The 14,919-nt window shown below is 71.7% G+C and carries 13 protein-coding genes and 2 tRNA genes; 11 read left to right on the forward strand and 4 right to left on the reverse strand.

The annotated features are described in order from the left end of the window. Nucleotides 1–26 precede the first annotated feature (26 nt). From ACFC51_RS17625 to ACFC51_RS17635, 3 genes are all read left to right on the forward strand, one after another. On the forward strand, nucleotides 27–491 hold the full coding sequence (locus ACFC51_RS17625) for a hypothetical protein (protein WP_376529490.1): 465 nt from the start codon (nucleotides 27–29) through the stop codon (nucleotides 489–491). A 303-nt stretch (nucleotides 492–794) separates the two neighbouring features. After that, entirely contained in the window at nucleotides 795–1,805 is a 1,011-nt protein-coding gene (locus tag ACFC51_RS17630; RefSeq protein WP_376373565.1) for a LacI family DNA-binding transcriptional regulator, read from the forward strand. Nucleotides 1,806–2,051: 246 nt separating this feature from the next. Beyond that, nucleotides 2,052–2,207: a hypothetical protein gene (locus tag ACFC51_RS17635; RefSeq protein ID WP_167535453.1), complete on the forward strand. Its 156-nt coding sequence runs from the start codon at nucleotides 2,052–2,054 to the stop codon at nucleotides 2,205–2,207. A gap of 78 nt (nucleotides 2,208–2,285) precedes the next feature. Here the strand turns inward: ACFC51_RS17635 and ACFC51_RS17640 are convergent, their stop codons facing one another. Next, entirely contained in the window at nucleotides 2,286–2,843 is a 558-nt protein-coding gene (locus tag ACFC51_RS17640; RefSeq protein WP_376373562.1) for a CGNR zinc finger domain-containing protein, read from the reverse strand. Nucleotides 2,844–3,354: 511 nt separating this feature from the next. Then, nucleotides 3,355–3,768 (reverse strand): SsgA family sporulation/cell division regulator, encoded by a 414-nt coding sequence (locus ACFC51_RS17645; RefSeq protein ID WP_003959770.1) that lies wholly within the window; start codon nucleotides 3,766–3,768, stop codon nucleotides 3,355–3,357. Nucleotides 3,769–3,958: 190 nt separating this feature from the next. Here ACFC51_RS17645 and ACFC51_RS17650 point away from each other — a divergent pair, with 190 nt between their 5' ends. The 7 genes from ACFC51_RS17650 (at nucleotide 3,959) to ACFC51_RS17680 (ending at nucleotide 11,359) form a co-directional block, all read left to right on the forward strand. Beyond that, nucleotides 3,959–4,414 (forward strand): TIGR02611 family protein, encoded by a 456-nt coding sequence (locus ACFC51_RS17650; protein ID WP_376373559.1) that lies wholly within the window; start codon nucleotides 3,959–3,961, stop codon nucleotides 4,412–4,414. Nucleotides 4,415–4,468: 54 nt separating this feature from the next. Further along, nucleotides 4,469–4,540 (forward strand) — tRNA-Val (locus ACFC51_RS17655). Nucleotides 4,541–4,814: 274 nt separating this feature from the next. Then, a complete protein-coding gene (locus ACFC51_RS17660) occupies nucleotides 4,815–6,101 on the forward strand; it encodes an ABC transporter substrate-binding protein (protein ID WP_376529493.1) in 1,287 nt (428 codons plus the stop codon). 10 nt (nucleotides 6,102–6,111) lie between these two features. Continuing rightward, nucleotides 6,112–7,104, forward strand: a complete 993-nt coding sequence (locus ACFC51_RS17665) for a carbohydrate ABC transporter permease (RefSeq protein WP_376529496.1) — start codon at nucleotides 6,112–6,114, stop codon at nucleotides 7,102–7,104. Beyond that, nucleotides 7,101–7,961 (forward strand): carbohydrate ABC transporter permease, encoded by an 861-nt coding sequence (locus ACFC51_RS17670; protein WP_376373553.1) that lies wholly within the window; start codon nucleotides 7,101–7,103, stop codon nucleotides 7,959–7,961. Before ACFC51_RS17665 ends, ACFC51_RS17670 begins: the two co-directional genes overlap by 4 nt. 48 nt (nucleotides 7,962–8,009) lie before the next feature. Beyond that, entirely contained in the window at nucleotides 8,010–8,558 is a 549-nt protein-coding gene (locus ACFC51_RS17675; RefSeq protein WP_376529668.1) for a hypothetical protein, read from the forward strand. 53 nt (nucleotides 8,559–8,611) lie between these two features. Next, nucleotides 8,612–11,359: a Tat pathway signal sequence domain protein gene (locus tag ACFC51_RS17680; RefSeq protein WP_376529499.1), complete on the forward strand. Its 2,748-nt coding sequence runs from the start codon at nucleotides 8,612–8,614 to the stop codon at nucleotides 11,357–11,359. Nucleotides 11,360–11,377: 18 nt separating this feature from the next. On the opposite strand, the gene ACFC51_RS17685 is transcribed toward ACFC51_RS17680, so the two are convergent. Then, nucleotides 11,378–13,792 carry an SCO7613 C-terminal domain-containing membrane protein gene (locus ACFC51_RS17685; RefSeq protein ID WP_376529501.1) on the reverse strand — a complete coding sequence of 805 codons (2,415 nt, stop codon included), beginning with the start codon at nucleotides 13,790–13,792 and terminating at the stop codon, nucleotides 11,378–11,380. Between the two features lie 115 nt (nucleotides 13,793–13,907). Here ACFC51_RS17685 and ACFC51_RS17690 point away from each other — a divergent pair. Then, nucleotides 13,908–13,979: transfer RNA gene (locus tag ACFC51_RS17690), tRNA-Val, on the forward strand. 62 nt (nucleotides 13,980–14,041) lie between these two features. Here ACFC51_RS17690 and ACFC51_RS17695 read toward each other — a convergent pair. After that, a complete protein-coding gene (locus ACFC51_RS17695) occupies nucleotides 14,042–14,767 on the reverse strand; it encodes a 3'-5' exonuclease (protein WP_376373546.1) in 726 nt (241 codons plus the stop codon). Between the last annotated feature and the right edge of the window lie 152 nt (nucleotides 14,768–14,919).

The following is a 14,919-nucleotide window of genomic DNA, read 5'->3' on the forward strand; positions in this document are numbered from 1 at the left end:
ACGTATCCCGAGCGCTGGAGGCACCGATGCTTGCCGAGACCATCTGTTCCGCGGTGTCGGCTGCCGGTCTGGGCATCGCCGCCATCACCGCGTACCGGAAGCGGTTCCTCACGGCGACCCGGATCGCCGCCTACGCGCTCGTCCCGGTCGGTCTGGTGATGACCGGCGTCGTGGAGTGGGTGTCGGACATCGCCTTCAAGCCGAGTGTCTGGCTCGGCTTCGGTCTGCTGGCCCTGGCCTGGCTGCTCTTCGTGACCACGCGTGCCGTGGAGCGCCGCAGCGGCTCGACGCGCAAGGAGCGCAAGGCGGCGCGGGCCGCGGAGCGTGGCGCGGCCGTGGCGCCGGCCGCCTCGTCGCCCTCCCTCACCTCCGGAGCCGGGGCGACGGCGCCGAGGACGCAGGACGGGTCCGGCAGGAAGTCGCGGCAGGAACCCGCGCCCGGTGACGACTTCAGCGACATCGAGGCGATCCTGAAGAAGCACGGGATCTGACCGGGGCTCTCGTGGCCCTCGGCGGGCGGTGGGGTGACCCGGACGACATGAATCGATTCATGCCGAGGGTGGCAGATGGAAACGCGCGCACCTGCCCCACGCCTCGGTATATTCGGGTGGCGTCGCTCCGATCTTGACGGTATCCCGTGAACGCGGTTAGCGTCCCGAACCGATTGAAACAATTCAATCCGGCGGGCGCGGTCCGGGCGACAGAGACGGACGCCGGATGTCCGTCGAGGGACCAGGGCCCGCGCCGACGCACGGCGGGCCGAACGCATCAGTGGGGCAGGGCAAGTGGGGCGTGTGGCAGGGATCAAGGACGTGGCCCGACAGGCCGGAGTCTCGGTGGGCACGGTCTCCAATGTGATCAACCGTCCCGAGGCGGTGCTCCCCGACACCCGGGCCCGCGTGCTCGCGGCGATCGAGGAGCTCGGATACGTACGCAGTGAGTCCGCCAGGCAGCTCAGGGCGGGCCGCAGCCGCATCATGGCCCTGCTGGTGCTGGACATGGGGAACCCGTTCTTCGTCGACATCGCCCGTGGCGCCGAGCGCGCGGCCCGTGACGCCGGCCTCGGTGTCATGGTGTGCAACAGCGGTCAGAGCCAGGAGGAGGAGGCCGAATACCTCGGCCTCTTCGCCGAGCAGCGGGTCTGCGGGGTCCTGGTGACCCCGGCGGACGCCACCGGCGGCAACCTCGAGGCCTTCTCGCGGCACCGGATCCCGTACGTGCTGGTCGACCGCGTGGCGGCGACGACCGACAGCTGTGCCGTCTCCGTGGACGACGTGCGCGGCGGCACGCTCGCCGTCGGGCACCTCGTCTCCGCGGGCCACCGCTCCGTCGCCTATGTGAGCGGCCCCGGCGACCTCCACCAGATCAGGGACCGCCGCGAAGGCGCGCTCGCCGCGCTCGCCGAGGCCGGGCTCGGCCCCGAGGCGCTCGTGGAGATCCCCTCCGACCGCCTGGACGTGGCCGCGGGCCGCGACGCCGGAGCCCGGCTGCTCGGGCTCGTCCCCAGGCCGACCGCCGTGTTCTGCGCCAACGACCTCCTGGCCCTCGGCGTCCTGCAGTCGCTGTACGCCGCCGGTGTGCGGGTGCCGCAGGACATCGCCATCGTCGGGTACGACGACATCGAATTCGCGGCGGCCGCAGCCGTGCCCCTCACCTCGGTCCGGCAGCCCGCCGTGGTGATGGGCAGGATGGCGGCGGAGCTCCTCCTGGAGGAGGCGGACGACGGGGACGGCAGCCACCGGCACCGGAGCGTCGTACTCCAGCCGGAGCTCGTCGTACGGGCCTCCAGCGCCGCCCCGCGCTGACCCGGGAGTCGCGGACGGCGGCCCGCGCCGGGGGACCGGCGGCCTGTGGGTGTCCCACAACGCCGGTGCGCGGGAACCGGCACGGGTCCGGGTGACGGGAAGTGCCGTCGGGGGCATCCGGGGCGAACGCGCGCGGGGCGCTCAAACGGGGGATCGAATCCGACCGTCCCGGTGCGGGTGAACCGCCCCTGGGAATGGCTCTGTTGGGCGCCGGCGGGGTCCGCTCTGCGTCATGATCGCTACGAGATGGTGGACACATACCGGGGCGAGGCCCCCGCACCCCCTGCCGAAGAGCCGCGTGGCTGCCTCTTCGCGCTTTCCCAGCCGCCGTTGATGATCTTCCTGACGGTGGTCGGCGGCCTGCTGCTGATGGCCGCGCTGCACGATCTCTTCCTCCTGTGAGCGGCCGTCGTGCCCGGAAGCCCGCCGCACCGCAGGGCCGCCCTCCGCCCGGTCCGCCGCCCCGGCGCTCCGAGAGGGTCAGCGCGCCGCGTCCCGGCGCCGGGCCCGGTAGGCGGCGACATGGAGCCGGTTGCCGCAGGTGCGGCTGGAGCAGTAGCGGCGGGAGCGGTTGCGCGACAGGTCGACGAAGGCGTCCCGGCAGTCCGGCGCCTCGCAGCGCCGCAGCCGCTCCTGCTCGCCCGCCACGACGATGAAGGCCAGGGCCATGCCGCAGTCGGCGCCGAGATGGTCCGCGATCGAGGCGTCGGGCGCGAAGTAGTGGACGTGCCAGTCGTAGCCGTCGTGATCGGTCAGCTGCGGGGTGGTGCCGGCGGCGGCCACCAGGCCGTTGACGAGATCGGCGGCCGTACGGGCGTCGGGTGCCGCGAATATCTCGGCGAACCTGCTCCGGACGTCGTGCACGGCACGCAGGTCCTTCTCGCCGAGGGTTCCGACGCCACTGATGTGGTGGCGCTCCGCGAAGGCGTAGAGCTCGGCGAGCTCCGCGAGCCCGTCGCCCGCGCCTTCCTCCGGTGCGGTGTTCACCAGATCGACCACCGTGTCGAGGGCGATCCGGGTGTCGTGTGGGATCAGCACGCTTCGCTCCCTGGCCTCCGGCGGACGGGGCGTCCGCCGATGGCGGCTGACTCTACTGGCTCGGCGGAGCCGCCCACGGCCCGGTGCGGGCTCACGGGGAGGGACCCGCACCTTTCCCGGCCGGACGCACCGGAGGCGGCTGTGGGCCCTTCCGGCGGCTTTCGGAGGCGGCGCGGAGGCACGGGCGAGGCGCGTGGTGCGAGCGCGGCGGGTGTGCGGGCCGCCGCGGGTGACGTGTGGTCGACGGGGTGGGCGGGCCACCGCGGGTGGTGCGGGCGCGGCGGGTGTGCGGGCCGCCGCGGGTGACGCGTGGTCGACAGGTGGGCGGGCCCCGGCGGGTGCGGTCACGGCGGGTGCCCGGGCCCCGGCGGGGTGTCGCCGGGCACCCGCGCGCCCCGGCGCCGCCGCCGCGGTGGGTTCCGCGGCGACGGCGCCGGTGTCTGCCCTATGAGGTTGTCCGCGCGACGCCGTCTCCCCGAGTCGGACGGCGTCCCGCAGCTCTCGGCCTGGCTCAGCTCTCGGCCAGGATGTGTGAGAGCTCCGTATCGAGGTCGAAGTGACGATGCTCGGTGCCGGGCGGAACCGCGGCGTCGGTCCTCTTCAGGAACGACTCCAGGGCCCTCGCCGGCGCTTCCAGCAGGGCTTCGCCCTCCGGGGAGCTCAGTGCGATGCAGACGACGCCTTGGCCGTGACTTCGAGATGGCCAGACGCGGACGTCTCCGGTGCCGGTGGGCCGGTGCAGCCCCTCGGCAAGGAGGTCACGGGCGAAAACCCATTCGACCGTCTCCTCCGCTCCGGTGTGGAAGGTGGCGTGCACGGCATAGGGATCGGCCGTGTCATACCGCAGGCCCGCGGGTACAGGCAGTGAGGACTCGCTCGACACAACGAGGCGCAGGTGCAGCTCGCAGCTGACCGTGGTGTTCATAAGCGCCAGGGCCTTTCGCTCAGTGTGCGCTCGGGGATTCGCACGTCGGCGAAATCGACATGCCACCTACGGTGGCGTTGTAAACCCCTCTGACCTATTTGTGATGCTTCAGGTCGCTCGTCCAGCGGTGTGTAACTTTGGGTCATGCGTCCATTCCGGTGACGATCGCCGTTCCGGTAGGTTGGGATTCATGAACGCGGAGAGTGACGAGCGGGACGTGGCCGCCGCGACGGTGGCCCCGGGGGCCGCTGCGGGGGACGGGGCCACGGAGGAGCGGGAGCTGGGTTCACGCGCACCCGGATTCATCCAGGGATCGAGGGTGCTCCACCTGAGCTGGCAGGTGGGGATCTTCCTCGTCGGCCTCGCGGTCGTCGGGGCCGGCATCGTGATGCTGCCGCTGCCCGGCCCCGGATGGCTGGTGATCTTCGGCGGCATGGCGATCTGGGCGACCGAGTTCGTCTGGGCGCAGCTCGTCCTGCGCTGGACCCGGCGCAAGGTCACGGAGGCCGCCCAGCGTGCCCTCGACCCCAAGGTCCGGCGGCGCAACATCATCCTCACCGCGGTGGGGCTGGTGATCATCGCGGTGCTGGTCGGGATCTACGTCTGGAAGTTCGGCGTCGTCATGCCGTGGAAGATCGAGCAGTGACCCGGTGATGGTCCGGAGGCGCCGCTGACATGGGGTAATGTGTGCGGTGCGCCGGGGCGATTAGCTCAGTGGGAGAGCACTTCGTTCACACCGAAGGGGTCACTGGTTCGAACCCAGTATCGCCCACCCCGGACCGATGGCCCGGAAGCTTCGAGGAAGCTTCCGGGCCATCGGCGTTTCCGTGTGCGCCCGGCCGCCGTCGCGCCGCCTCCGCCCGTCCGGCAGGTCCTTCCGCCGGCGCTTTGCTTGTCCGGCAGGTCCTTCCGCCGGCTCCGCCTGTTCGGCCGGCCGTCGCGCCGTCGAAATTTCGCCCTAACCGTTGACGCGCCCGGTGCGGCTCCTTACTTTGACCCGGCAAGCGCTTTCTAAAACGATTCAACGCGAACGGTGGGGGCGAGCTATGTCTCGGAACAACGGCATGGACAGGCGTCAGCTGCTGAAGCTGGCAGGCCTCTCGGCGGCCGGTCTGGGGCTGACGGCGGCGGGCTGCGGCTCGGGCGGCAGCGGCTCCGGCGGTCCGGTCACCATCCGGCACTCGTGGTGGGGCGCGGACGACCGGGCCAAGAAGGTCCAGAGCTGCGTCGCCCTCTTCGAGAAGAAGCACCCGAAGATCAAGGTGAAGACGGACTTCCAGCAGTACCCGGACTTCTGGAAGAAGTTCAACACGCAGGCGGCCGGCGGCAACCCCCCGGACGTCATCCAGAACGCCGTGACCTTCCTGCGCAAGTACGAGGCGAAGAACGTCCTCCTCGACCTCAAGCCCCAGGCGGAGAAGGGCAACCTCGACCTCGGAGGATTCCGCTCCGGCCTGGAGAAGTTCGCGGAGATCGAGGGCAAGCTGCTCGGTGTCCCGGTCGGCAGCAACTCGATGGCTCTGGTCATCGACGAGAAGGTGTACGAGAAGGCGGGTGTCGCGCCGGAGACCGGCTGGACCTGGGACGACTGGTACGCGGGCCTTCAGAAGATCAAGAGGGGCCAGAAGATCGCCGGTGACGCCGGTCCGCACGGCGTGATGTACCTCTACGACCTGATACTCCGCCAGAACGGCAAGGCGTTCTTCACCGAGGACGGCATGGGCTTCGGCGAGGCCGAACTGCTGCCGTACTGGACCGAGGCGCTCGCCCGGGTCGAGTCGGGGATCTACGCCGACCCCGGCAAGGTCGAGCAGATCAAGCCCGCGTCGGCCACCGCCAAGGGCCTGTCCGCCGGAGAGTTCACCTGGGACAACTTCTCGGTCCGCTACAGCGCCGAGGGCAGGAGCAGCTACGGCCTCGCGCCGATCCCCAGCACGGACGGCAGGAAGACCGGCCAGTACCTGGGCTCGCTGATGCTGAGCGGCACGGCCCGCACCAAGCATCCCGCCGAGGTGGCGACCTTCATCAGCTTCATGACCCACGACCCCGAGGTCGCCCGGATCATGGGCTACGACCGCGGAGTGCCCGCCACCACCTCCCAGTTCGAGGCCTACGAGCCATCCGACGCCCCCAGCAAGGCGATCGCCGCGTACGAGACCGCGATCGCCGATGCGGGTGTCCTGGAGCCCATCACCCCGCACCCGGCCGGCGCGGACGTCATCGAGGCGGCCTTCCTGCGCATCGGTACCGACCTGTCCCTGGGCAAGGCCTCGCCGAAGGACGCCGTGCAGCAGTTCTTCTCCGAGGCGAAGACCGCCCTCGCCTCGAACTGAGAGGACCGTGGTGACTCACATCCACACCTCCCCGGGTGTGCTCGCCCCCGGGGGCGACCGCCCCGCCACCGAGCGGAACGGTCCCGGAGAAGGCGCGCCGCCCGCCGCCCGCAAGCAGCGGGAGCGGCGGGAGAACCTGGCCGGCTATCTGTTCATGTCGCCGTGGATCGCGGGCTTCCTGTTCCTGATCGCCGGCCCCATGGTCTTCTCGCTGTACCTGTCCTTCACCGAGTACAACCTGTTCGAAGCGCCCCGCTGGATCGGTCTGCAGAACTTCACCGACATGTTCGCCGACCCCCGCTGGCGCCAGTCCGTCAAGGTCACCTCCTGGTACGTGCTGATCGGTACCCCGGTCAAGCTGGCCGCGGCACTCGCCGTCGCCATGCTGCTCGCCCAGAAGCGGTGGGGGCAGTCGTTCTACCGGGCGGCCTTCTACGCCCCGTCCCTGATCGGCGCGAGCGTCTCGGCGGCCATCGTCTGGCGCGCGCTGTTCTCGGACGACGCGCTCGTGGACCGTACGCAGAAGGTGTTCGGCGTCGGGACGGGCGGCTGGATCGGCGACCCCGGCATGATCATCTACGCTCTGATCGCCCTCACCGTCTGGCAGTTCGGCGCGCCGATGGTCATCTTCCTGGCCGGTCTCAAGCAGGTCCCGCACGAGCTGTACGAGGCGGCCGAGGTGGACGGAGCCGGCCCCTGGCGCAGGTTCTTCCACATCACCCTGCCGATGATCTCGCCGGTGCTGTTCTTCAACGTCCTGCTGGAGACCATCCACTCCTTCCAGATCTTCGGCTCGGCCTACATCGTCAGCAACGGCAGCTGCGGACCGGCCGACGCGACGCTCGTCTACACCTGCTACCTGTACGAACAAGGCTTCGTGAACAGCCGCATGGGCTTCGCGTCCGCCATGGGATGGCTGCTGCTTCTCGCGGTCGGCCTGGTCACCGCCGTGCTGTTCTGGTCCCAGAAGCGCTGGGTGCACTACGAGGAGGGCGGCCGATGAGTCTCCGTCACGCAGCCGTACGCCGCCGGATGCCCGGCGCTCTCGCCTGGCACCTCGGCGCGCTCGCCGTCCTCGCCGTGGTCCTGTACCCGGTGGTGTGGACGATCGGGGCGTCGTTCAAGCCCAGCTCCGACATCATCGGCGCCCTGGACCTGTTCCCGGCCGACCCCATCGGTGACAACTACACCCGGCTCACCGAGGGCATCGCCGACATCCCCGTCTCGACGTTCTTCCTGAACTCCGCGTACGTAGCGATCGGTTCCGTGATCGGCGTCGTGCTGTCCTGTTCGCTGACCGCCTACGCCTTCGCGAAGGTGCGGTTCGCCGGCCGCAGCGTCATGTTCGCCGTCATGATCGGCACCCTGCTGCTGCCGTACCACGTGCTGATCATCCCGCAGTACGTGCTGTTCCAGAAGCTGGAGCTGATCAACACCTTCACCCCGCTGCTGATCGGCAAGTACCTGGCCACGGACGCCTTCTTCGTCTTCCTGATGGTGCAGTTCATGCGCGGTCTGCCCAAGGAGCTCGACGAGGCGGCGCGGCTCGACGGCTGCGGGCACCTGAGGACCTACTGGTCGATCGTCATGCCGCTCTGCCGGCCGGCGCTCGTCACCACCGCGATCTTCACCTTCATCAACGCCTGGAACGACTTCATGGGCCCCCTGCTGTACCTCAACGAGCCGGACAAGTACACCGTCTCCATGGGGCTGAAGATGTTCATCGACCAGGACGCGGTGGCGGACTACGGCGGCATGATCGCCATGTCCCTCGTGGCGCTGCTCCCGGTGCTGGCCTTCTTCGTGGCCTTCCAGCGCTATCTGATCGACGGCATGGCCACCTCGGGTCTGAAGGGCTGACGCGCCGTGGCGACGAAGACCCGCACCCCGGCCAGGCGTTCGCGCGTCATGGACCGTTTCGCCCTGTTCTCCGAATGCCTGCTCCTCGGCGTGTGGATCACCGGCGGCGCGCTGCCGCTGTTCACGTTCCCCGCGGCCTTCGCCGCGGGCACCCGGCACCTGCGCCGGTACCTCGCCGGCGAGCACGGCGGCCTGCGCGAGTTCGCGCTCGACGCCCGGGCCGCCGCACGCGGCGGATGGGCCGTCGGCGCGGCCGTGTGGGCCGCCGGGGCCCTGCTCCTGCTCGACCTGGCGGCCGTCCGTGCGGGGCTGCCCGGCGGCCCGCTCGTGGGAGCCGTCGGCGTCGTCGCCATGATCGGCTTCCTGGTCGCCGTCGTACGCGCCGCGTCCCGCTGGGAGCCCGGCGCGCGCTGGCCCGCCCTCCTCGCCGACGCCGGACGCCGGACGGTCACCGACCCCGCCGGATCCCTGCTCCTCGTCTGCGGGATGGCCGTCGTCGTCCTGTCCGGCGCCCTGGTACTCCCGCTCGCCGTCCCCGTCCTCGGGGCCGTCGCCGCCGCGGCCACCGCCGTACGGCAGCGCGACCTCTCGCGCTGACCGGTCCCTGCCCGTCCCCTGTTCCGCCCATCCGCACGGAGAGAGGTACACCCATGTCCAGGATGCCCCGCAGAACGCTCCTGAAGGCCGCGGCAGCGGCCGGCGCGGCCGCCCAGTTCAGCTGGTCCCCCGGCGCCACGCCCGCGTCGGCCGCCCCGGGCGCGGAACCCACCGCCGATCCTGTCGCCCTGACCTGGCTCGAGTCCGGCGGTCTCGGCGCCGCCCCCGGCACCACCGTGGGCGTGCCCTGGCCGAAAGGGAGGTACCCGAAGGACCAGACGTTCGCGCTCTCCACCGAGGACGGCAAGGACGTCCCCGTTCAGTCGTGGACCACCGCCACCTGGCCCGACGGCTCCGCCAAGTGGACCGCGCACGCCGTCGGCCCGGATGCTGCGGGTGCCGGGAAGTTCGTCCTCGGACCGGGGACGCCCGCCGCGCCGGCCCACAAGGTCGCCGTGAAGAACACCGGCGGCACCATCAGCGTCTCCACCGGCGTCGTCACCGCGAAGCTGGGCAGAAGCGGCTCCTCGCTCATCACCTCCCTGACCCGCGGTTCCACCGAGATCGCCAAGGACGGCAGGCTGGTCCTGATCCGCCAGGGGGAGATCGAGGACGGTGACCAGGGGCGCGAGACGTACGAACGGTTCGAGAGCGCCGTCACCAAGGCCGAGGTGGAACAGAGCGGGCCGGTCCGCGCCGTCGTCCGCGTCGAGGGCAGGCACCGCCGCGGGAAGCGCTCCTGGCTGCCGTTCTCCGTCCGGTTCTACTTCTACGCGGGCGCCGAGTCGTTCCGCATGGTGCACACCATCACCTTCGACGGAACCCAGGAGCCCGGAAAGGCGAGCGGAGACTTCATCCGCGGACTCGGCGTCCGCTTCACCGTCCCCATGCGGGACGAGGCGTACGACCGGCACATCCGCATCGGCGGCGAAGGCACCGGCATGCTCCGTGAGGCCGTCAAGGGCATCACCGGGCTGCGCCGCGACCCCGGCGCAGCCGTCCAGGCGGCCCAGTTCGAGGGGACGAAGCTCCCGGACCCCGCCACCTGGGACCAGCGTGTCACCAGCCGCCTCCACCTCATCCCCACCTGGGGCGACTACACCCTCAGCCAGCTCTCCGCCGACGGCTTCTCCCTGCGCAAGCGCACCAGGAAGGGCCACGGGTGGATCGCCGCCGGCGGCGGCAGGCGCGCCTCGGGCTTCGGCTACGTCGGAGGGGCGAGCGGCGGACTGGCCTTCGGGCTGCGCGACTTCTGGGAGAAGTTCCCCGCCCAGCTCGACATCCGCGACGCCCACACCGACGCCGCGGAGGTCACCGTCTGGCTCTGGTCGCCCGAGGCCGAGCCGATGGACCTGCGCTTCTACCACGACGGCCTCGGCCAGGACACGTACGCGGAACAGCTCGAAGGCCTCAACATCACCTACGAGGACTACGAGCCCGGCTTCGGCACTCCCTACGGCATCGCCCGCACGAGTGAACTCGTCTTCTGGGCCCATGACTCCACCCCCGGCGCCGCCGCGCTGGCGCAGCAGACCGAGGCCGTCCGCACCCTCCCGCAGCTGGCCGCACCCCCGTCCCAGCTGATGGACGCGAAGGTCTTCGGCGGACTGTTCTCCGCGGTCGACCGCTCGACCCCGGCGAAGGCGAGGATCGAGGACCATCTCGACTTCCTCTTCACGTACTACAAGGACCAGGTCGACATGAGGCGCTGGTACGGCTTCTGGGACCACGGCGACGTCATGCACTCCTACGACCCGGCCCGCCACCAGTGGCGCTACGACGTCGGCGGCTACGCCTGGGACAACTCGGAGCTCTCGCCCGACCTCTGGCTCTGGTACGCCTACCTGCGGTCCGGCCGTGCCGACATCTTCCGCTTCGCCGAGGCCATGACCCGGCACACCGGCGAGGTCGACGTCTACCACCTCGGCGAGTGGGCCGGACTAGGCACCCGCCACGGCATCCAGCACTACGCCGACAGTGCCAAGCAGCAGCGCATCGCGAACACCACCTACCGGCGCTTCTACTACTTCCTCACCGCCGACGAACGCGTCGGCGACCTGATGCGCGCCAACGTCGACTCCGACGAGACGTTCCTCGCCCTCGACCCGCTCCGCAAGATCCGCACCGAGCCCTACACCCCCGACCGCCACGCGCTCTCCGTCGGCTTCGGCACCGACTGGAGCGGACTGGTCTCGGCGTGGCTCACCGAATGGGAGCGCGGCGGCCCCCAGGCCGCGAAGGCCAAGGCGCGCGTCCTCGGCACGATGGAGACGATCGCCGCCCAGCCCAACGGCTTCGTCCAGGGCAGCGGCCTGTACGACCTGGACACCGGGAAGTTCGCCGTCGCCGACGAACCCGTCGTCAGCGTGTCGCACCTCTCGGCGGTCTTCGGCCTCAACGAGCTGTGCGCCGAACTCATCGACCTCGTCGGCGCCGACGTACCGGCGTTCGAGGAGGCGTACCTCGACTACTGCCGGTACTTCAACGCCACGAAGGCCGAGCAGGCAGCGCGCTACGGGGCCGACTTCGGCAGCCTCATCCTCTTCCAGGGCCACTCACGGCTCGACGCCTACGCCGCCGTGCGGACGGGCGACGGCACACTCGCCGCCCGCGCCTGGGAGAAGTTCTACAACAGCGACGGGTACAAGGAGTCCGCCCCGTGGAAGACCGAGAAGGTGACCGGCCCCGTCACCACCGTCCCGGGGACCGAAGCCGCCTGGGTCTACACCAACGACACCGCCCTCTACGGTCTCGCCGCCATCGAGAACCTCGCGCTCATCGGTGACCGGATGCCGGCCTGACGCCCGGCCCCGCGGACGTCACCGCATCCGGCCGAAGCTCTCCCGCACCCGGCGCGCGTCGCGCAGCCGCTGCTCGTAGGTCGCACCGACCGCGAGCAGCAGCAGCCCGGCGAGCGCCGGGGGTGCCCAGCGGGGGAGCGCGTCGAAGACCTGCACCACGTGCGGGGCGAGCTCGTGCAGCCCGTCCAGCGCCAGGACCGAACCGCCCAGCACCAGGGGAGCCCGCAGCCGCAGGCGGGCACCGGCCAGCGTGACCAGCAGCGCGGCGATCCCCAGCAGCAGCGGCCTCAGCCAGTGCGGGTCACCCCACGCCACCACGAGGCTCGGCACCATCGTCATCGACAGGGCCGGACCGTACGCCACCCACGAGGACGCGGCCGGATCCCTGCGCCGGCGCAGATACCCCACGGCGAAGGCGGCCACGGACACGGGCAGCGTGTACGCCTCCGGGGCCGTCACCCCCGAGGCCGCCAGCCGCACCCACGCCGCCGCCACGAACAGCCCCGCCGCCGGGTACCCCGCGATCCGCCGGCGCTCCGGCCGCAGCGCCGTCGCCGCGGCCAGCACCCCGCTCAGCCCGAGCACCAGCGCCAGGAACGGTGCGTCCGTCACTGCCAGGCAGACGGCGACCACCGCGGCGAACGCCCCCGCGAGCTCCACCGGGACGGCCACCGCGGGCGCCCGCAGCCGGCCCCCGAGCAGCACCGTCACCGCCGTCACCACCAGCACCAGCGGCGCCGTGTGCGGGGCGCTCCACCCCAGCGACGCCCCCGCGGCACCGGCGAGGCCGAGCGCGCAGAGCACCGCGGCACAGGCCGGCACCGACCGCATCGCCGGGACCCCGGACCCGGCAGCCGAGCCGGTGAACAGCACCAGCAGCACCCCGAGGACCGCGTACGTCGCGGGCTCCGCGGCCAGCCCGAGCAGCGTCACGCCCACGGCCCCCACCAGCGCGCACACCAGGCAGGTGACCGCGACCGCACCGGCCGGCCGGCGTACCGCGAAGCCCAGCACCACCCCGACCAGCAGCAGTTCCACTCCCACCGCCACCGCGTACGGCGCATCGGCCACCGCGAGCAGTGCCGGGACGGCGCCCCAGCCCAGTACGGTCCCGACGGCCCCCGCGGCGACGCGCCCCCCGTTGTCCGGGAGCGCCCGAGGCCACCTGAGGTGGAGTGCGGCCGACAGCCCCGCCGCCACGACGAGCACCACCGGTGCCGAGGCCGCCTCCGACCACGGCAGCGCGTACCCCAGTGCGGCACGGATGCCGTCCGGCGCCCCGGACCACACGTGCGCCGTCCACGTCACCGGCGCCAGCAGCACCGCGGCGACCACGGGCGCGGCCCACAGCACGGAGGCCGCCACCACCGACGCCGACGCCGCGAGGACGCCGCCCATGACCGGCCGGGGCACCCGCAGCCGCAGGACCACGGACAGGGCCGCACCGCACACCAGGTACACCACGACCGCCCACTGCCACGGCAGCGCCGCACCCAGCACACCACCCACCGCCGCGACCCCCGCCAGCCCCGCCACGACGCCCCCGAGCACCGCGAGCCCCTTGGGCGCGCGCCATGCCCCGGACACCGCCACCGCGGCTCCGGCCAGCAGCAGCGCCCCCGGCCCCATGGCCCCCGGCACGCCGTCCGCCGACACGGACAGCCCCAGCGCCAGTGCCAGCGACACCAGCAGGGTCAGCAGCGCCCCGGCACAGGCCGTGACCCGTACGCCGGTTCCCCGCCCCCACACCGCCACCGCGACGTCCGCGGCGGCCGTCACCAGGAGGGCCCAGCCGAAGCCCGTCGCCGACGCCCCCGCCGCCCAGGCGGCGAACACCAGCGGCAGCTGACCCGCCACCACGGCCGCGGGCAGGGGCGTGCGCAGCCGGCCGAGCACCAGCCCGTACAGGGTCCACCCCGCCGCCAGCACCGCCGACGCGACCGCCGAGAACGCGAGCCCGTCCGTCCCCGGCAGGGCCACCGCGTGCAGCGCGACCGCGTCCAGCACGGTCAGCACCAGGGCCAGGACGGCCACCGCCTCCGCCGTCGAGGGCAGCCGCCGCCCGAGCAGCAGCCCGGGCGCCACCAGCGCGCCCGCCGTCACGGCCGCCAGCACCGCCGAACGACCGGCGATGCCCATCTCGCCCCAGCTGAACAGGGTGAATGCGATCGCCGCGACCGTCAGCAGCAGACCACCCAGGACCAGCAGCACGTTCTGCGTGCCGTGCGTGGGCGCCGCCGGAGGCCGGGGGACCGGCCCGGCGAACGGCCGTGGGGCGGCGGGAGCCGGGAACGGCGGGGGAGCGGCCGGTGCGTGCAGCGCGTTCACCAGCCACGCGCGACGGCTCAGCAACTGGAGCCGACGGGCGTCCAGCCGGGCCAGTTCATGATCGAGGAGGGCCAATTCCTCGGCGGGCGGCGGCACATGTCTCATGTACGGGAGTGTGGCGGCCGCCACATCCGCGGGCATGGGCTCGGATACTCAGTTCCGCCACTGAGTAGGAGTTTGAACCCAGGGCGCCGCGCCCTGTATGGTTCAACCCGTTCCCGGGCGATTAGCTCAGTGGGAGAGCGCTTCGTTCACACCGAAGAGGTCACTGGTTCGAACCCAGTATCGCCTACCCGGGAGAAGCCGGTCCGTCAGCACCACCGACGGACCGGCTTTCGCGTAGCCCGGACCTGATCAGGCCGCCGCGGGCAGCTCCGGACGCAACGGCCACGCCGGATCCACGACCTCCGGCGCACCGTTCTTCTCGAACCACGCCTGGAGCCCACGCGCCTGAGCCGCGTGCCACACCGCCTGCAGGGAGTGCACCTCCGCCGGTGACAGCCGCTCCAGCCGGGCGGAGAACCGCCGGCCCACGGCGCGGACCAGTTCGAGCGAGGCCGCCGCGTCGGCCGCCGCGTCGTGCGCCCCGTCCAGCGTCACCCCGTACAGCTCGCACAGGTCCGTCAGCGTGCGACGGCCCTTGCGGTAGCGGTCCAGGTGTTTGTCCAGCACCCGCGGATCCAGCACGCACAGCGGCTTGTTCCGCAGGTAGCCGGCCAGCGACGACGCCCGGTGACGCCTCAGTTCCCGGTCGAGCAGGGTCAGGTCGAACGGCGCGTTCATCACGACCAGCGGCCGTCCCGTCGCGCACTGCTCCGCCAGCGCCCGGGCTATCTCCTCGACGACCGGTGCGGGCCACCGGCCGTTGCGCTGCAGATGGTCATCGGTCAGACCGTGGATCTCGGTGGCGCCTGGCGGCACCGGAATCCCCGGGTTGACCAGCCAGCGGGTGACGCGGAGCCGCCCGCCCGCCGCGTCCTGGACGACGAGGGCGGCCGAAACGATCCGGTCCTCCTCGACGTCCACGCCTGTCGTCTCGGTGTCAAAAGCCGCCAGCGGCCCTTCGAACCAATGCATCATCCCCGAACTCCTCGCGCCTGCGCGGCAGATGAAGGGATTCCTCTGCCCGGTTCGGTGATACCCGCACCCTATGCCTGATACGCCGTTTACGGCCCGGCTCCTGCGGTGACAACAGAAGGGACGGGCAAGCACGTTGACCCGCCCGTCAGCGG

This window comes from Streptomyces sp. NPDC055962 (genome assembly GCF_042270185.1).
In the GTDB taxonomy this organism is placed as follows: Bacteria; Actinomycetota; Actinomycetes; order Streptomycetales; family Streptomycetaceae; genus Streptomyces.